Below are 19,698 nucleotides of genomic sequence, written 5' to 3'. Positions count from 1 at the left end.
CGATCACGCCCTCCCCGCTCACGCTTCCGGATCTCAATTCATCACGGCAATTTTTCTGTAGATCACCGACGTGTCACCCGTTTGGATAGACATGATATAGATGGCGTTGGGCAATCCACTCACGTCGACCTGTTGCGGGCCATCCGAGAAATTGCGTTGCAGATCACCGGAAAGAACGGTGACGCCGCGTTGGTCGATCATCTTCCAAGTGTAGGTTTTCTTCAGGACAATGTCCGTGCTGATGTTCAGGCGATGTTTGGCAGGGTTGGGATAGATGTTCAATCCGTTCAACTCGGCCATCACCGGATCATCCACACCCACTACAACAATTCCCTTTTTGCGTTTGGTGGCGACAATCTTGGATTGCAAAATTCGCTGTGGCGCGTTCTTCTGTTGAACCCAGGCCAGGATGAATAAACTATCGGGGTCCACGATGGGGACGTCGAGCGTATATTCGGGCGACGCCAATTCGAGATCGCCTTTGTTCCAGGTTTTTGTTACCGTGACGCCCTCGCTTTGCAGCAGCAACTTCCGCAATACGTTTCCATTGCCCGCCACGCCGCGTTCCAATAAGGCAGCCTGCAGGATCACCGGCTCCGACAAAGCAGTCTTCGCGTTGGAATATGTATAGGTGATGCGTGGACGCATATGGGTATCGTTCCCGCCGCTATCGTGCACGCTGTCGATGTTGATATCGAACAATGCGTCTTCCAGCGCGCGGCGATCGATCTCGTCGCGGGAGATCTTATCGTAGCCGCCGGTGAAGTAGGTGTTGAAGTATTGTCCCTGGATACCATCCATAATGGTGGTCGGCGGTTGAGATACGCCATAGAAGCGAGCACGTGCCTGCTGATCGCCCGGGTTGTCTTTGTTCAATTGGTCAAACACCGGTGAGGACATGTGATATTGCACGAGAATAAAGTCGGAAGAATCTCTTTCGGCCATCTCCGCGTCATACAGATCCTGCAGTGTTTGATCCGCCACGTTGGCCGGGCCATAGTTGTCGTTTGTGAAATGTTCGACCAGCACGTTCCGGGTCTTCTCTCCGATGTAGATCTCGTCGAAAGCAAATCCATTAAACACGGCATGGTCACTGCTACCAGGGTTGTCGTCGTTGCTGGCAAAGGCTATGCGGAAAACAACCAGCGACCGTTTGTCCAACGGGATCTTGTCGAGATTGAAGCGGGCATTGCGCCATTGTTTTGTGTCATCGGACTGCGACCAGGCAAAGTTATCTTGTCCGCCGGGTTCGCTGGAAACGTCACGCTTGTTGTACCATTCAATGCCATAGCCATCCGCATTGCCCACGGTTTCCCACGAGTTTCCGCCATCGACGCTGTATTGTACCACGGCACCGTCAAAACCTTCTTGGGTATCGACCCAATAGTTGAGAGAGATCATCGGGCGTTTCAGTTTCTCCAAGTTGAGGCAAGGGCCAATCACCTGCGAGTTCTCATTGTTGAAATAGGTACTGTTGTCGGTGGCCGTTTGATTGTTTTTACCGGTCCACCACGCGTTATGTCCGGGTGATGAGGGAACGATCACGTTACCGTTTGGAGGGCCAAAGATCCAGCTCGTGTCGGAGGCCGCTTGCGCGCCGCTGGTCACCGCTACCCATGAACCGGGACCGTTGGCAAAGTCGGTGCTATAGCCTGCGATCGGACTGGGAATGTTATAGTCGAGAATAAATATTTTCTTTTTCTTGGCGCTCGTACAGCCGTCGTTGGTTTGCACGGTCAGTTGCACGTCATAGACTTTAAAGAGGTCGTAGCGGTGGTTGGGGTCGGTATAGGTACCGGAGTTCTTTCCTCCGGTAGGCACAGGGTCGCCCGTTGGACCGCTGATCACATCGCCGTCGCCAAAATCCCAATCGTAGTGGACAATGGAACTGAAGCCACCGGTTTGGGTCGCATCTCTGAACTCGGTGGTTTCTAGTCCGCTACAGAATTTTGTCGAGGTAAAGTCCACGATCGGCACGGGACCTACGCGAAGATCCTGCGCGTCTGTATTGGAACATCCCTGATCGGTAGTCACCGTTAAGGTCACGGCCTTCAGTCCTGGCGTTTGATACTTGTACACCGGATCGCGTGTAACCCCGTCGTTTCCATTTCCAGCCTCACCATAGATCCACTCATAGGAAATGATGGTGCCCCCGGAAGTGTTGTTGGGGATGCTGGAGTTATCGGAAAACGTTACCTGAGATTCGATACAGATGCTGGAAATCGTGATGTCCGCTACGGGCGCCGAGAACACGGTGAAAGACTTGGTCAATGTAGTGGTGGCGTTCAGCGTATTGGTAAAGGTGTAGTCGATGGTATAGCTGCCGGCCGGGAGCCCCACCGTATTGAGCATAAACTCTGTGGTAGAGCCCGTGGTCACCGAACTGATCCGACTCTGGATCATCGGAATGGTGCTGGAGAAAAACGTAGGACTCTTGGCGGACGGATCGTTTACCGACGGATAGCCGATCAATCGTGGCGAACCCGACTCTGCACAGATCTGCGGCAATCCATTCACGTCTGTGGTCTGGTTCTCGATGCTGAAGTCGATGGTGGTCACGGGGTTCACAATGGTGTTCCGTGAGAACGAATTCTGGCAGGTGTTGGCGTCTGTGAAGGTATAGGTGATGGTGATCAAGCCATAGCCTGCGTTAGCCGGGTTGAACTGGTCGGTGCCGGCGATGATACCGGGTCCTGTGAAGATGCCTACACCGCCTGTTTTCGGGAAGCCCTCTAACACTTCGATGGGATTATTTTCGGCGTATTGCGCTTTCAGGTTTGCAAAGCTAACCTCCGGCAGTTTGTTGATCTTGATAAACACCTGGTCAGAAGATGGTCCGCAAGGCCCTGAAGGACCGGCACCATCCGGATCATTGGTGGTCAGGGTCAGTGTGATGCCACCGGCAGCGATATCTGCAGGTGTCAGCGAATAGGTTGACGTAGGGCTATTCACGTTCGAGAACCGCGAAGCACCGCTGCCCCCGCTCCAGGTCACCATCGATGTGGTACCACTATAAGACCCGGCGAGGTTCACGATCTTGTCCTCGCAAACGGGGAAGTCAACACCGGCGTTGACCTTCGCTGATTCGTTGACATGAATATTGATGTCGGCAGATTCCGCTAAACAAGGTCCGAGGCCATCGGGGTCATTCGTGGTAAGGCGGAAAGTCAACGTGTTGGTCACGTCGGCGAGCACGACGCTATAGTTCGAGGCGACGGTGGTTCCGGTGACGCTGGTAGCGGATAAGGTTCCGTTCGAGCTGACGCTGCTCCAAAGACCCGATGTGGCACTTCCGCTCAGCGTTCCCGTGAGGTTGATCATCGCAGGTTCACAAACAGTATAGTTCGGGGGTAACGTCAGGCGGGCCTTGCGGTGCACGCCAATGGTAACGTCATCCGATACCGTAGTGCAAGGTCCCGTGGCGCCGGGGCCGTCCGGATCGTTGGTCGTCAATCGCAATACAACGTTATTTCCGATATCGCCAGCAACAACGGTATAGGTAGCCGTCACGGTTGTTCCACTCACGGTCGAAGAAGAGATCGTTCCACCGCCCCCGACAATAGTCCAGGTACCACTCGTTGCGCTTCCTCCTAAGGTTCCGGTTACGGGAATTGTGACCGGCTCACAAACTTCAAAATCCGTTCCGGCGCTGACCGTAGCCACCGGGTTGACCGTTGCGGTCACGATTTTAACAGGGCCGGCACACGTGTTAGCGGACGGCGTGATGGTATACGTTACGGTTCCTTGCAAAGCATTGGTTGTGCTTAACATCTGACTGATCACGGAGCCATTGCCGTTGACTGCGCCCGTCACGTTGGCCGTTGCCGAAGCGGTCCATTGGAAAGTTGTTCCCGCCACATTCTGAGGCGCGGGGGTAATGGTAATCACGGCTGTTCCGCCACTGCAGATCACAACGTCCGTCGCGGTGGCCGAAGGCAGCGGATTCACGGTTACAATAAAATCGACCGGCGTTCCGGCGCAACCATTGTTGTTGGGCACGATCCGGTAAATGACGGTACCGGCGACATTACCGGTGTTTTTCGGGGCGTCGGTGATATTGCCTGCGCCGGTTGCCGTCACGGTCGACGGGTCGATCGGACCTGTGATGGTGGCGGTCCAGCTAAAGGTGGTTCCCGCGATGGTCGACGTCGGCACAAAGCTCAGGGGCTGTATGCTGCATATTTGTTTCGATAAGCTGGCCACCGGGTTTGTCATTACCGGCACGGGCTTCACGGTCGCCGTGACGTCGAATGGTGTACCCGGACAGCCGTTGGCCATGGGTGTAATCCGATAGGTGACCGATCCGGTGTTGATGCCGTCGGTGCTGGTGAGCACCTGCGAGATCAGGTTGCCCGAACCCGCGGCGGCGCCCGTAACATTTGTACTGGACAATACGGTCCACGTAAATGTTGTGCCCGTAACCCCGTTTGGATTGGTGATCGCGATGGAGGTCGACGATCCGGAGCAAATGGTTTGAGGCGAGGCAAAGACGTTCGGTATGGGTTTCACCATCACCACGTAAGACACCTTGGTACCGCTGCAGCCTGAGTAGGCAGGCGTGATGTCATAGATGATGAATCCCGTGGCGTTCGAAGTGTTTATCGGAGTATCGGTAATCGCGCTGTTTCCACTGGCCGACACGCCGGTCAGCGCACCCACAACGGTGGATGTCCAGGTGAAGGTGGTTCCTCCAATCGTGGAGGTCGGCAAAAAGTTGAGCGGAGTACCACTGCAAATTTCTTGTACCAGCGACGTGGGCGAATTGGTGATGACAGGTTTCGGGTTCACCGTCACCGTTACATCGACAAAGCTTCCGTCGCAACCTGCGGCGCTAGGGACAATGCGGTAGGTGGCGCTTCCCGGTGTGACACCGTTGGTCGACGTTAATATCTGGCTGATCGTAGAACCGTTGCCGGCCACTGCCCCGGTGACATTGGTCGTGGTTAGCACGGTCCAGCTAAACGTTGTACCCGAAACTCCGTTGGGGTTGGTGATGAGGACGCTGGTGCTGGAACCCGAGCAAATGCTTTGCGGCGAAGCGGCTACGGTAGGTACCGGCTTCACCGTAACGTTCACAGCGTAGGTTGCTCCGTTGCAACCGGCGCCGCTGGTGGGAAGGATCAAGTATGTTACATAGCCAGGGTTCACGCCATCTGTCGCCGTGAGCAACTGGCCGATCAGGTTGCCGCTTCCGGCCGAAGCGCCGGACACATTCGTAGCACTCTGAACCGTCCAGGTAAAGGATGTTCCGGGAACCCCGTTAGGATTGGTGATGGCAATGCTCGTGGTTTGACCGCTGCAGATAGCAGCGTCGGCCGCGGTGGCGTTGGGATTTTTATTGACGTTCAGGGTAGCAATCGCGCTGGTGATGGGAGGCGCGCAAATGCCACTTACCGTTACCGTGTAATTACCAGCATCCGTCAACGCGGCAGCCGGTATGGTGAACGTGGATGCAATAGCGCCGCCAATGGGAGAACCGCCTTTGTTCCACTGGTAGGTAGGCGACGTGGTGACCCCTGCATCCACCGTGAATGTAACCGGGCTTCCTTCGCAGACCGTCCTGCCGACCGGGCCCGTAATGATTTCGGGGTGCTCTTGAACGATCAATACCGACGCGGTGCTGGTTACCGGGGGCACACAAGTGCCCGTTACGGCTACGGTGTAGGTTGCTCCATCGGCAGTGGCAATTGCAGGGATCGTGTACGTAGAGGCCGTGGCCCCTCCTATGTTGACCCCGTTCTTTTTCCACTGATACGTGAGCGCCGTTCCGGTTGCTGTTACACTAAACGACGCCGGGACTCCTTCGCACAATGATTGCGTTGCGACAGGCTGCACAGTGATTACAGGGGAAGTGTTCACCGTCAAAACGGCATTGCCACTGGTGACCGGACTACCACAAATGCCATTGACGGTCACGCTATAGTTGCCCGCATCGCTCGTGGTGACGCTGGCGATGCTGTAGGTAGGGTTGGTGGCACCGCCAATAGGCGAACCGTTTTTAAGCCACTGATAGGTTGGGTTGGTCGTGACACCAACGTTCACACTGAAGGTCACCGGGGAGCCTTCGCACACCGTTTGGCTGGCGGGATTCGCCAGCACTTCGGGCAATTCCTGCACCGTTAGAACAGATGCATTGCTGGTCACCGGCGGTGTACATGTGCCACTGATTACGACCGTGTACGTCGCGCCGTCTGCCGTAACAAGGCTGGGGATCGTATAGGTCGATGAGGTTGCTCCTCCTATGTTGACGCCATTTTTTCTCCATTGATACGTGAGCGCGGTTCCGGTTGCTGTTACACTAAACGAAGCCGGAACACCTTCGCACAATGCCTGACTGGCAACGGGCTGTACCGTGATGACGGGTGACGTGTCCACCGTCAAGGTCGCCGTGGCACTAGTAACCGGACTACCACAGATACCGTTGACGGTCACGCTGTAGTTGCCGGCGTCAGTGGTAGCAACACTGGCGATCGTGTAGGTTGGGTTGGTTGCACCGCCGATCGGTGAACCGTTTTTAAGCCACTGATAGGTCGGGTTGGTCGTTACACCAACATTCACGCTGAAGGTCACCGGGTTACCGGCACATAATGTTTGGCTGACAGGGCCGGCCAGGATCTCAGGCAACTCCCGAATCGTCAGAACGGACGCGTTGCTGGTTACTGCAGGCGTACAAGTACCGGTTATTACCACGGTGTATGTGCCGCCATCAGCAGTAACAATGCTCGGGATGGTGTAGGTCGATGACGTTGCCCCTCCAATGTTCACGCCATTCTTTCTCCACTGATACGTGAGTGCCGTTCCGGTGGCCGTTACGCTAAAAGAAGCCGGAACACCTTCGCACAATGACTGGCTTGCGATAGGCTGCGCGGTGATCACGGGTGACGTGTTCACCGTTAAGGCGGCCGTACCGCTGGTGACCGGGCTACCACAGATGCCGTTGACGGTCACGCTATAGTTGCCCGCATCGCTCGTGGTGACATTCGCAATGCTATAAGTCGGGTTGGTCGCACCACCGATGGGTGAGCCATTTTTAAGCCACTGATAGGTCGGGTTGGTGGTCGCGCCAACGTTCACGCTGAACGTCACCGGGGAACCTTCGCACACCGTTTGGCTGGCGGGACCGGTGAGCACTTCCGGCAATTCTTGCACGGTTAAAACAGAAGCATTGCTGGTCACAGTCGGCGTACACGTACCACTTATCATGACCGTGTAGGTACCTCCATCTGCCGTTACCAGGCTTGGGATAGTGTAGGTCGCAGCGGTTGCGCCTCCTATATTGACACCATTCTTTTTCCATTGATACGTGAGTGCTGTCCCCGTTGCCGTTACACTAAAGGATGCCGGAACACCCTCACACAATGCCTGGCTCGCTACCGGCTGTGCGGTGATGGCCGGTGCGGTGTTCACGGTCAATACGGCATCGCCGCTGGTGACCGGAGTGCCACAGATGCCGTTGACGGTTACGCTATAGTTGCCGGCATCAGTGGTCGCAACACTGGCTATGGTGTAGGTCGGGTTGGTCGCACCGCCGATGGGTGAACCGTTTTTAAGCCACTGATAGGTTGGGTTGGTCGTTACGCCAACGTTCACACTGAACGTCACCGGGCTGCCGGCGCATAAGGTTTGGCTCACCGGATCGGCAAGGATCTCGGGCAATTCTCGGACGGTCAAAACAGAACCGGTGCTGGTTACAGGAGGGGTACACGTACCACTAATCATCACCGTATACGTTGCTCCATCCGCTGTAACAATGCTGGGGATGGTATAGGTTGATGACGTCGCTCCGCCAATATTGACGCCGTTCTTTCTCCATTGATAGGTTAGTGCTGTTCCGGTGGCCGTCACACTAAACGATGCGGGAACACCTTCGCACAACGCCTGACTGGCGACGGGCTGTGCCGTGATGGCCGGTGCGGTGTCTACGGTCAATACTGCATTGCCGCTGGTGACCGGAGTGCCACAGATGCCGTTGACGGTCACGCTATAGTTGCCGGCATCGGTTGTCGCAATGCTGGCTATGGTGTAGGTAGGATTGGTTGCCCCACCGATGGGTGAACCGTTTTTACGCCACTGATAGCTTGGATTGGTCGTTACACCAACATTCACGCTGAAGGTCACCGGGCTGCCCGCGCATAAGGTTTGGCTCACCGGGTCGGCCAGGATCTCAGGTAACTCGCGCACGGTCAACACTGAACCGGTACTGGTCACGGGTGGTGTGCACGTGCCACTTATGACTACGGTGTACGTTGCTCCATCCGCCGTAACAATGCTGGGAATGGTATAGGTTGATGACGTCGCTCCGCCAATATTGATGCCGTTCTTTCTCCATTGATACGTGAGCGCGGTTCCGGTGGCCGTTACACTAAACGATGCGGGAACACCTTCGCACAACGCCTGACTGGCGACGGGCTGTGCCGTGATGGCCGGTGCGGTGTCTACGGTCAATACTGCATTGCCGCTGGTGACAGGAGTACCGCAGATGCCGTTGACGATTACACTGTAGTTGCCTGCATCAGTGGTCGCTACACTAGGTATGCTATACGTCGGGTTGGTCGCTCCACCGATGGGTGAACCGTTTTTACGCCATTGATACGTAGGGTTTGTTGTTACACCAACATTCACGCTGAACGTCACCGGGCTGCCGGCGCATAAGGTCTGACTGGCGGGGTCGGCAAGGATCTCCGGCAACTCGCGTACGGTTAAAACAGAACCTGTGCTGGTTACGGCTGGTGTACACGTACCGCTAATGGTAACCGTGTAGGTGGCTCCGTCCGCAGTAGCAATACTAGGGATGGTATACGTTGACGAGGTTGCCCCTCCTATGTTGACACCATTCTTTTTCCATTGATACGTAAGTGACGTTCCTGTGGCTGTTACACTAAACGATGCCGGAACGCCTTCGCACAATGCCTGACTGGCGACGGGCTGTGCCGTGATGGCCGGAGCGGTGTCCACGGTCAAGACCGCGTTGCCGCTCGTGACGGGAGTGCCGCAGATACCATTGACCGTTACACTATAGTTGCCTGCGTCGGTTGTTGCCACACTCGCGATACTATAGGTTGGATTGGTCGCGCCACCGATCGGCGAACCGTTTTTAAGCCATTGATAGGTTGGGCTGGTCGTTACGCCAACGTTCACGGTGAACGTCACCGGGCTGCCGGCACAAACCGTTTGACTGGCGGGATCAGCAAGCACTTCCGGTAACTCTCGTACGGTCAAAACAGAACCCGTGCTGGTCACGGGAGGCGTACAGGTACCACTGATTACTACGGTGTACGTTGCGCCATCTGCTGTAACAATACTAGGGATGGTATAGGTTGATGCCGTCGCCCCTCCGATATTGACGCCATTCTTTCTCCATTGATACGTAAGCGCCGTCCCCGTTGCCGTTACACTAAACGATGCAGACACCCCTTCGCACAACGCCTGACTCGCTACGGGCTGCGCGGTGATAGCCGGTGATGTATTCACGGTCAAAAGCGCATTTCCACTGGTCACCGGAGTGCCGCAGATGCCGTTGACGGTCACACTATAGTTGCCTGCGTCGCCGGTGGCAACACTCGCAATGCTGTAGGTTGGGTTGGTCGCACCACCGATGGGTGAACCGTTTTTAAGCCATTGATAACTTGGGGTGGTCGTTGCACCAACATTCACGCTAAAGGTCACCGGGCTGCCGGCGCATAGGGTCTGACTGGCGGGGTCGGCAAGGATCTCCGGCAACTCTCGCACAGTCAAAACAGAACCGGTGCTGGTCACGGGAGGCGTACACGTACCACTGACCATTACGGTGTACGTGGCTCCATCTGCTGTAACAATGCTGGGGATGGTATAGGTCGATGAGGTCGCGCCACCAATATTGACGCCATTCTTTTTCCATTGATACGTGAGCGCCGTTCCCGTTGCCGTTACGCTAAACGATACAGACACCCCTTCGCACAACGCCTGGCTGGCTACCGGCTGCGCGCTGATGGCCGGGGCCGTGTCTACTGTCAACAGTCCGTTGCCGCTGGTCACGGGAGTGCTGCAAATGCCATTGACGGTCACGCTATAGTTGGCAGCATCGCCGGTGACAACACTCGCGATGGTGTAGGTCGGGTTGGTTGCCCCAACGATGATCGCACCGTTTTTGCGCCATTGATAGGTGGGATTGGTTGTTACTCCAACGTTCACGCTGAACGTCACCGGGCTACCTGCACATACCGTTTGGCTGGCGGGGTCGGCAAGGATCTCCGGCAACTCTCGCACGGTCAAAACAGAACCCGTGCTGGTCACAGGAGGCGTACACGTACCGCTGACCATTACGGTGTACGTTGCTCCATCTGCCGTAACAATACTAGGGATGGTATAGGTTGACGAGGTCGCTCCTCCGATGTTAACGCCGTTCTTTTTCCATTGATACGTGAGCGCCGTTCCGGTGGCGGTTACGCTAAACGATGCAGACACCCCTTCGCACAGCGCCTGGCTGGCTACCGGCTGCGCGGTGATGGCCGGAGCCGTGTCTACGGTCAAGAGTCCGTTGCCGCTGGTAACGGGAGTGCCGCAAATGCCATTGACGGTCACGCTATAGTTGGCGGCATCGCCGGTGGCGACACTCGCGATGGTGTAGGTCGGGTTGGTTGCTCCAACGATGATCGCACCGTTTTTGCGCCATTGATAGGTGGGGTTGGTTGTTGCTCCAACGTTCACGCTGAATGTCACAGGGCTGCCTACACATACCGTTTGACTGGCGGGATCAGCTAACACTTCCGGCAACTCTCGTACGGTTAAAACAGAACCCGTACTGGTCACAGGCGGCGTACAGGTGCCCGATACTTCTACGGTATATATTGCCCCGTCCGCTGTAGCAATACTCGGAATGGTATACGTTGCTGCGGTTGCCCCTCCTATGCTAACGCCATTCTTTTTCCATTGATAGGTTGGAGCTGTTCCGGTTGCCGTTACACTAAATGAGGCCGACACACCTTCGCACAACGCCTGGCTTGCTACCGGCTGCGCGCTGATGGCCGGAGCCGTGTTCACGGTCAAGGTCACTGCCGCGCTGTTCACGGGTGTGCCACAGACTCCGCTTACCCGAACGCTATAACTTCCTGCATCGCCTACTACGGTAGAGGGTATGGTATAGGTCGCACTGTTCGTACCGACGGGTGTCGCTCCCTTGAACCATTGATAGCTCGGGGTCGTGGTGACGCCGGGGTTTACGGTGAACGTGGCCGGACCTCCTGCGCATACGGTCACGTTAGCCGGCGGTGAGGTTATTTCAGCATTCTCCTGAACCGTCAAAACAGAGGCCGAGCTATTGATGCCGGGTGTGCACCCGTTGCTGACCACGACGGTATACGTGGCATTGTCGGCTGCAGCAACGCCGGTTATAGAATAAGTATTCGCGGTTGCGCTGGGGATGTCGACACCGTTCTTACGCCATTGATAAGACAGACTGCTGCCCGTAGCGGTTACGCTGAAATTGGCGTTACCTCCTTCGCAAATCGTCTGTGAGGCCACCGGCTGCACGGTGATGGCTGCCGGTTGCAAAACCGTGATGGTCGCAAAGCTGTAGACGTCGGCCTGACAACCTGGAGCAGCGGTGTTGGTGGCGTGGATCTTTATGTCGGTAGTGGTCGTGAGTGCGTTGCTCTCGATGATGTTGGAACCCGCAGTAAATGTATAGGTCGGACTCATCGGACTGTTGTCGGAGACGCGCAGCAGTTGATAGATGACGTTGGCCTGTGCGGGAATGGTGAACTGCGCTTTTTGTCCGTTGCAAATGGTCGAGGTGATGTTGGTAGGGACCAACGCTGTGGGCGGCGCGGTGATCACGACCGATTGTTGACTTGTACACGAAGGAATAAATGCTACGTAGCTGGCGGCGGTGGTCCAGTTGGTATTGTTTCGTCCGGTCACCACCGTGGCGGCAGTGCCTCCCGAGTTTTCAATACCTTGGGTCATCCCCGCTCCCCCATCGAATTGGATGTTCTGGCAGTGTAACTCGATGATGTTTGTCGATTCGTGAAGCTGCACCTGCACGGTCACCGACTGCGGCGCGCCGGAGTGTCGCACGCCGATAAAGTTGACAATAAACCTGCGCCGGGGTGCTGTGCCTACCAACGCTGTTGTAACGGTTCCCCCCGTGGAAATATCGAGATTGTCCCAGGCTGCAGCGATCAGGTTGTTGGGCGCGGTAGCAGAGGGCAGGGTCTGATTCGTTCCTGAATTGGTCGGTGCTCCGAAAATGAGATAACCGTTGGCATTGATGGTCAATGCGCTGTAAGTATTGCCGTAGAATGAAAAATTGAAGCCGATTGAGGTGCTGGGGCTGCTTTCGTCGCCGGGCAAAGAAGGGAACGAAACGGTTGTGCCTGCGGTAGCATCGGGGTTGTAATAGCTGCTGGTTGTGTTTACGGTATAAGATGTCGTGGCACCATTGGTCGTGTATAGCGTGTGCGTTCCTGCACCGGCCACCGAAGGACTAAACGTGGAACCGCTGACGCCAGGGCCATAGTATGTTGTGCCGCCGGTTAGGGTAAAAGCGGCGTCAGTGGTGCAATAAGCCGGATTGAGGTTTGTGAAATTGCATTGTGACCACGCCAAGAAGGGCGTGAATAAGGCTATCCCTATTACTGTTAGAAAACGAAGCCCTGACTTGTAAAGTCTAACCATTTAGGTCTGGATAAAGGATATGACTTAATTTTTTTAAATCAAAAAATGTAACCACTTAATATACTTCTACTTCCATTAATTCGAAAAGCCGCCCTTCGGGGTGACAATGATCAAGGCCATTTTCTTCTGGGTTTCCAGGTCCATGGTTCCCAAAACCGCAACCCGGCCATCTTTCAATGCGGCTACCGCCCCGGCCTTGTCGTCTCCATCGTCGGTGCCAAAGGTGGAATTCCACACTTCCGACCCGTCAAAGCGGATATGGACCAGGAAGATGTTGCTGTTGTTGTTGTCCTGGATCTCGTTGGCCAGCACAAAATAGCCTTCGTCCTGCACGGCGGCCGCTGCGGCGACGCCTTCCAATTTTTGACCATACAGTAGCTTCTGATCGAGTTTTTTGGCGGCGGTCAGATCCTTGCTGAACTTGGTGATGTAAATGTTGCTGTTGGAACCGCTGGTGCTTGTGCCCACCATGAAGAACCCGTCTTCCTGTGCGGCGGGCACGCGGATCACCTGCGAACAGATTTGTTCTTCTCCCTTTATGCCGTTGCTCTTAGACCCGAAACTTGCGGGGTCGCCCCCCTCCTCTACCACTGATACTTCGAACTTATTTTCGTAAACCGCAGAAGCATCAGGGTAATCAGACCACCCAAAGATGGCATAATTCAAGGTGTTCCCTGACATGACCTCAAACACTTTATCGCCCGAGCCTTTGTATTGGCCTCCCAGCCAGGCCCAGGTCGTTGGGTCCGTTTGCAACGCCTGGCTTACATGCATGCAGAGAACGTCCGCCGTATCATCCGCCGGGTTTGGCAGTTTTGCGTTTTTATTCGGATCGGGCGCGATGGAGCCCGTGATCAAAAAGTCATCATTAGAGGCAATGGTCACGGCCTTTGCCTTTTGCCATACGGCACTGTTCACCACCACGCTGTCAACACCGTGGCCGGTTTGGTCAATAATAGTCACCCGTATCCGGGAGGATGTGCTGGTCTCCACATTGGAGATCACCACTAACTTGCCCTGGTGCGTTCCTTGCGTGATCAACTCCACATCTACCGCCACCTCATCGCGCTCGCCCATTTGACGCTGCCACAAAATATTCCCCTGGGGGTCTGTTTTTACGATGAAGGGTTTGCTCTTCTCCGTCAGTGATGAAGAATTTCCCAACAGGATCATCGAATCGTCGTCGTTCACGTAAATGTCTGCGCCTTCCTGGTTGCCGTCTTCGCCGTAGTATTTGATAAAATAGTCTTCAAAAAAAGGATCCACCCTGTTGCCGGTGTCACACCCCAGCAACATGACCACAAGCGCGATGATGGTTAGTTTACTTATCCGCATTGTCGTCTTTTTTAATTTTACGCAGCACCGATTTGGTTCGTGCATGCTTCAGCTTCCGGGCCTTGTAAAAGGGATGTATATAGCCTATGGAGATCGACAGATTGTCCAAGCGAAAGTCATCGTCCACATAGGTCCACCGGTAGGTAATGTCGTCATAACGCCGGTCCGCATTCACCATGTTCTTCAAGCCAAAAGCGTATCGCACATCGACAAAGAAGTAGTCGAGTTTGTATTTATATTTTATACCGCCGCCGACAAACGCGGCCTGGTTGAAGGTTTGGCGTTTGTCTTTAAAGTTGAGCGTTGGGCTTTGTTTGTCGCTGGAAGCAATTTCTTCGGTTCCCCCTGTCAGGTCTTTCGTGTCGCGGTTAAAGATCTTGATGTTGGCGTTGTCGGTCAGCAGCGTGCGGAAGGTAAATCCAAGATAGCCATAGGGACGGATGCGCCCCACGTTGTCGCTATACTTTACGGAGACCGGGATCGAGATCCAGCTCTGGCGATCCGTCATTTCCACGATGTCCTTGTTTTGTCCGAACAGATTGTTCGTCGTATGCTTAAAAACCGTAGAAGAAAAACTCACGCCCAGCGAGGCGCTGATGTGTTCGTCATAGTGATAGTCAAACCCGGCGTCCGCATGGTACCCTACCTTTAGGCTATACTTTTGTTTTATCCCGGATTCACCCCCGATGTTCACGTCGTGTATGATGCGTACGGGCGATACGTTGGGGCCTGCCGATGCCCAGAACGAAAAGATGGGGCTGGCTGTAAATTTCCGGCTGAGGTAAACCAGGTCGATGGGATCACGGCTTTGATCGGGAAGAAATTCGGGGTTGGCCCGCAGCACGTTGAGGTAGCTTTGTTCGGCGCCCAGCGGATCTTCCAGCAGCAAATAGGTCTCTGCTAAGAGCAGATAGGCGCGCTGGCGCCATTCGGTGTTTTGATTTTTCTCAAGGCAATCACTCAAGAGGCCGGGAATACCATAGAGGTGGCCTTCGTTGAATTCTTCCTGGGCACGCGCCAGCGTCAACTCGCATTCGTCCTGCGCAAAGAGCGGCGCCGTGGAGAATGTGAGAAGAACCAGAAAACAGCCTATAATTTTTTTGCCAACCATCAATACTCCTTGATTAATAATCGCACGCAGGTATTTTCATAGGGGATCTCATCCACATTACCTACATACTTCTTCCACTCGTCTTGTGTCATGTTGCGCGTCAACTTGGGACAGATCTGCTCGGCCAGCAACGAGGGGTCTGTTGGCCACACGCGGATCTCGGACTCACTACATGCAGCGATAAGATAATCCGATCCTTTTGCAAATTCAATATCCCAGATAAATCCATTGTTGTTTCCCATCACTACCGGCAGGTCTTCGGGGTAGTCCAGCACATAGAGCTGCAGGCGTTTATCCAACCCGGCGCTCGCCAGCAGTTTTTCATCCGGACTGAAGGCCACATCGTTCACACCGGCGCGGTGACCGGTGAATTGCCGGGTCTCTTTGGTCTTGAAGTCGTATATCTTTACCAGGCCGCGCTTGTTCACCACATCATCAACACCATAGGCCAGGTAGCGGCCGCTGGGGCTGAACTTCACGGTGAGCACGCGGTTTGGATTGTCGTCGGCAATGAGTGTGGTGGTTTTGTCGGCGAGGTTGAACAGGATGACCTGCCCGGACCACGACACGCCCGCCAATTGCTTGCCGTCGCCGCTGATGTTGATGGACTTTAGTTCGTAAGGCAACCTTGCCAATACCTGTACACTGCCCGTTTTAGGGTCGACCTGCGACAAGGTGTTGCCGGCACTGGAGACGATGAAGGCAGAATTGTCGGGGAGGAATTCAATACTGTTGCTCGCACCGCTCAGGCCTTTTACCACCATCGGCCGGCTGTTGCCGTTTTTCAAATTGTAGATCTGCACAAAAGCCGAGTCGCTGCCGTTCACCAGGTAGGTTTCGTCTTTGCTCAGGGCAATTACTTTCGAAGGGTAAGGATTGGCGTAGGCCGTGGCGGCGTTTGTGAGTTTGTCGAAATCACCTTTGTAGATCCGGCCGTCTGCCCCGGCGGCATAGAACTCGTTGCTCTTACCCGTCATCACGAGCGACTTCATGTGCACGCGCGGCGGCCCCTGGATCTTCATGGCGTTATACGTCAACCCATTGATCTTGGTGAGGGCACTGTACAAGCCGGTGTAGATGTAAGGCTCATACTTTTTGCCTTCATAGCGACGGTGGAATAAAAATCCTTGCATGGCCATCAAGCCGCTCAGATCATTGTCGTCGTCTTCAACGGCTGCTTTAGACGCCAATTCCTGGGCTTTGGTGAGCATGAACAAGCGGTTGGCTTCTTTGTAGTTTTCTTCTGCACGGACAAATTCCGTTTGGGCGCGGTTTCGTTCCACGCGCGCAGAGTCGCGTTGAATGTTAGCCTCCACCAGGTTGCTCAAGGCTTCGTTGCGGGCCTCGCGCGCGGTGTTCAAGGCAACCTGCAACTGCTCGGTGGTTTCGGTGATCTGATCAAAAGCTTTTTGGAGCTCTTCTTTTTGTTTCTGTACGATCTCTGCCTGCTCTTCCGCCTTGCGTTGGTTTTCCTGGGCGATCTTCGACTGCGTGACGGCCTCCTCCCGGTTCTTGTCGGCGCGAAGCTTATCGGCATCGGCCTGCAGTTTCTGGAGATACGCAAACACAAAGAAGATGATGGCCACAATAAAAGCGATCCCCAGGATAATAGCCGTAGCGCGTGTTCTTCTCAACACGCGGCGTTGCATCATTTCCTGGTTCTTCAATTCGGCCTCGTACGTGATGCGGCTGGTGTCGAGGAACACGATGGCCCGTTCGAAGGCTTCGTCGTAGCGTTGGCCCCATTCGCGTGTGGGGTTTTGTTTCTTTTGCCAGTTGAGCGCCAGTTGCAAATCGGGCGGACGCCACAAACCGGTCTTACCGATCTGGTACATCGCGGCCGCTTCCGACAAACGCTTATACATCGACGCGGATTCAAATTCGTCGTCCACCCAACCGGCCAGGCGGTTCCAGATGCGCATGAGGCTTTCGTGCGAAAGCTCGATCATGGAGTCGGTGTTCAGCGGGATGTTGGCTGCAGGCATGAGGAAAGAGCGTCCTGCCCGGCGGAAATGATCGACGATGTTGATCACTTCCTCCTCGCTGGCTTCGGCCAATTCAGCGACCAGCCCAAGCCGGCAGGCTCTGCGCTTGCCGAGGTTGTTCTGGTTCTTTTCGGTGATATTTTTAAAGAGGACTTCAGCGATCTGCTTGTCTCTCGTGGAAAGTTCGTCGTAAGCTTCGTTGGCGTGTTGGGCCAGAGCCTGGCTCACTTTACCCACGGCGTTGTAATGCCGGATGTCGATGGGCTCGCCGGGTTCGTGGTTGGAGATCCAATAGTCCCACGTGCGCATGAGGGCGTGCTGCAGGATGGGGAGTTGGTCCTGGTTGTTCCCCACATCGTTGAGCAGGCGCTTCACCAGGCGGTTGGAGATGGCACCACCGGCCACCGTGACGGGCCCCTCGATGATGGAGCGCTTTTGTTCGCGCGTCAGTTGGGGCACCAGGTAGTTGCTGCTGTTGATCTGTTGGGTCAATCCCGAGAACACGGAGCATTCGCCGATGAAATCCGAGCGCATGGAGAGCGCGATGTACAGCGGCACTTCATTTTGCTGGATGGCGGTCAGGATGAGGTTCACATACAGTTGGGCCTCGTTCAAGCCCTCCTCGCTGTTGTTCATTTCGCGGTAGCGAAAGATCTCTTCGAATTGGTCGACCAGGAAGAATACATTTTCTTCACCCGACCGCTGCACGTGGCGGGCGATTTCAATGAGGCCGTCGGCGCCGCTGCGCAGAATGGAGTTGAAGATCGCTTTTTGGATCTGTGCGTCATTGGCGTCCAGCCGCTTGCTCTTCACCAAAAATTCCACGATGGAGTCGGTGAGGCTGTTGATCGGCGACGGGCCCGGGCGGGTGGTGATCACGTTCCAGAACGACCCTGACTCGGTCACAAAACCGCCATAGAGCACGGGCACAAGCCCGCAGGCCATGAGCGAAGACTTACCGCTACCGGAGTAACCCATGACGGTGACAAAGCGGTTGCGGGCAATCTTGAGCAGGATATCGTCTATCTGGCCGTCGCGGCCGAAGAAGAGGTGAGAATCATCGATGGAAAATGCGCGAAGGCCGGGAAACGGGTTTTCGCCTCCTGCCTGGACGTTAATGGTGACGTCCTTTGAATATCCAGAGTCGCTATGTAATGGCTCGTTCAGCATGGGCACACCGGAGAAGCCAGAATAGATAACCGAGATGGAAAAGTTATACTGCGCACTTCAGGTTTAAGTTTAAAAAAATAGCTCCTGTCTCTAAGCTGAACTATGCTAAGGCCGAATTTAGGCGAAAATAGTTAAAAAGAAAAGGGGCCCGAAGCCCCTTTACTACCTATCCGTAAGGTTTTTAAATTACTTTACCTTATTTACCAGTGCTTCAAAAGCAGCTGGATGGTTCATAGCCAGGTCGGCAATCACCTTGCGGTTGAGACCGATGCCTGCCTTGTTGAGTTTACCCATAAGTGCAGAGTAAGACAATCCGTGAACACGGGCGCCGGCGTTGATACGGGCGATCCAGATACCGCGGAACTCTCTCTTCTTTTGTTTTCTATCGCGATACGCGTAGACTAAACCTTTTTCGACAGCGTTTTTGGCAACTGTCCATACATTTTTCTTTCGGCCGAAGAAACCTTTGGCCAGCTTCAGGATGCGTTTGCGTTTTGCTCGTGAAGCTACATTGTTGACTGATCTTGGCATTTCATTGCATTTTTTGACGGATGGCGTTCCTTCATTTGTTCAGGACTCTTAGGCGCCAGCAATCGGGTTTAACATTTAACCACTAAAGCACGAGCATGGCTTTCACATTGTTCATATCTGACTTGGCAACCAGGCCTTTGGCAGAAAGTCTGCGCTTCTGCTTGGTCTCCTTCTTGGTCAGGATATGATTTTTGAAAGCGTGCTTACGCTTAATTTTACCAGTGCCAGTAACTTTAAACCGTTTCTTGGCGCCTGATTTTGTTTTTAACTTAGGCATTATATATAAAAATTAGAAAACACTACTTTTTACCGGCTTTGGGCATGATGATCATCCCCATCCGCTTGCCTTCCAGCTTGGGCAGTTGCTCTACCTTGCCAAACTCTTCCAGTCCTTGCGCGAACTTCAGCAAGAGGATCTCGCCCCTTTCCTTGTACACGATCGAACGGCCGGGGAAGAATACCGTGGCTTTCACCTTGGCGCCTTCCTTGAGGAAGTTTTCGGCGTGCTTGAGCTTGAAGTTGAAATCGTGCTCGTCCGTGTTCGGGCCAAAGCGGATTTCCTTCAACACCACCTTCAGGGCTTTCGCCTTGATCTCCTTCTGTTTCTTTTTCTGTTCGTACTTAAACTTCGAATAGTCTACGATCTTACACACCGGGGGATCGGCATTGGGAGAGATCTCCACAAGGTCCAACCCCTGGTCCTGTGCCAATTTAATGGCCTGCTGGATTGGATAAACGTCTACTTTGATATCCTCTCCTACCACCCTCACGCGTTGTGCGGTTATCCTTTCGTTGATCCGATAAGGCTCTTCCGGTCGCTGGGGCCCTCTTCTGAACGGTTTGTTAAAACCGGGTCTGTTGTTATTAAAGATTGCGATACTATTAAAAATTTAAGTTTCAAAAAACAGGGTG

At 54.4% G+C, this 19,698-nt stretch carries 7 protein-coding genes; all 7 read right to left on the bottom strand.

Annotated elements, in window-relative coordinates:
* Positions 1 to 33: 33 nt before the first annotated feature.
* Complete coding sequence (locus D4L85_RS23120) at positions 34 to 12,585, bottom strand: immunoglobulin domain-containing protein (protein ID WP_160143937.1); 12,552 nt, start codon at positions 12,583 to 12,585, stop codon at positions 34 to 36.
* A gap of 144 nt (positions 12,586 to 12,729) precedes the next feature.
* Positions 12,730 to 13,989, bottom strand: a complete 1,260-nt coding sequence (locus tag D4L85_RS23115; protein WP_119756534.1) for a hypothetical protein — start codon at positions 13,987 to 13,989, stop codon at positions 12,730 to 12,732.
* Positions 13,976 to 15,100: an outer membrane beta-barrel protein gene (locus D4L85_RS23110; protein ID WP_119756533.1), complete on the bottom strand. Its 1,125-nt coding sequence runs from the start codon at positions 15,098 to 15,100 to the stop codon at positions 13,976 to 13,978. The genes D4L85_RS23115 and D4L85_RS23110 overlap by 14 nt, the downstream gene beginning before the upstream one ends.
* Positions 15,100 to 18,255 (bottom strand): nSTAND1 domain-containing NTPase, encoded by a 3,156-nt coding sequence (locus D4L85_RS23105; protein WP_160143936.1) that lies wholly within the window; start codon positions 18,253 to 18,255, stop codon positions 15,100 to 15,102. The genes D4L85_RS23110 and D4L85_RS23105 overlap by 1 nt, the downstream gene beginning before the upstream one ends.
* 186 nt (positions 18,256 to 18,441) lie before the next feature.
* On the bottom strand, positions 18,442 to 18,786 hold the full coding sequence (rplT, locus tag D4L85_RS23100; protein WP_073141140.1) for a 50S ribosomal protein L20: 345 nt from the start codon (positions 18,784 to 18,786) through the stop codon (positions 18,442 to 18,444).
* 82 nt (positions 18,787 to 18,868) lie between these two features.
* The gene (gene rpmI, locus D4L85_RS23095) at positions 18,869 to 19,063 is read right to left on the bottom strand and encodes a 50S ribosomal protein L35 (protein WP_119756531.1); all 195 of its coding nucleotides are present in this window, start codon (positions 19,061 to 19,063) and stop codon (positions 18,869 to 18,871) included.
* 22 nt (positions 19,064 to 19,085) lie between these two features.
* Entirely contained in the window at positions 19,086 to 19,658 is a 573-nt protein-coding gene (gene infC / locus D4L85_RS23090; protein ID WP_073141136.1) for a translation initiation factor IF-3, read from the bottom strand.
* Positions 19,659 to 19,698: the final 40 nt, after the last annotated feature.

Origin of the sequence: Chryseolinea soli (genome assembly GCF_003589925.1) — a bacterium.
Lineage (GTDB): Bacteria > Bacteroidota > Bacteroidia > Cytophagales > Cyclobacteriaceae > Chryseolinea > Chryseolinea soli.
The sequence above is the reverse complement of the archived record's forward strand: the minus strand, read 5'-3'. Positions and strand labels throughout refer to the sequence as shown.

Bases quoted from the DNA above. Each gene is read 5' to 3' on its own strand.
- D4L85_RS23115 (WP_119756534.1), bottom strand. From the start codon at position 13,989: ATGCGGATAAGTAAACTAACCATCATCGCGCTTGTGGTCATGTTGCTG.
- D4L85_RS23105 (WP_160143936.1), bottom strand. From the start codon at position 18,255: ATGCTGAACGAGCCATTACATAGCGACTCTGGATATTCAAAGGACGTC.
- rplT (WP_073141140.1), bottom strand. From the start codon at position 18,786: ATGCCAAGATCAGTCAACAATGTAGCTTCACGAGCAAAACGCAAACGC.
- D4L85_RS23110 (WP_119756533.1), bottom strand. From the start codon at position 15,100: ATGGTTGGCAAAAAAATTATAGGCTGTTTTCTGGTTCTTCTCACATTC.
- rpmI (WP_119756531.1), bottom strand. From the start codon at position 19,063: ATGCCTAAGTTAAAAACAAAATCAGGCGCCAAGAAACGGTTTAAAGTT.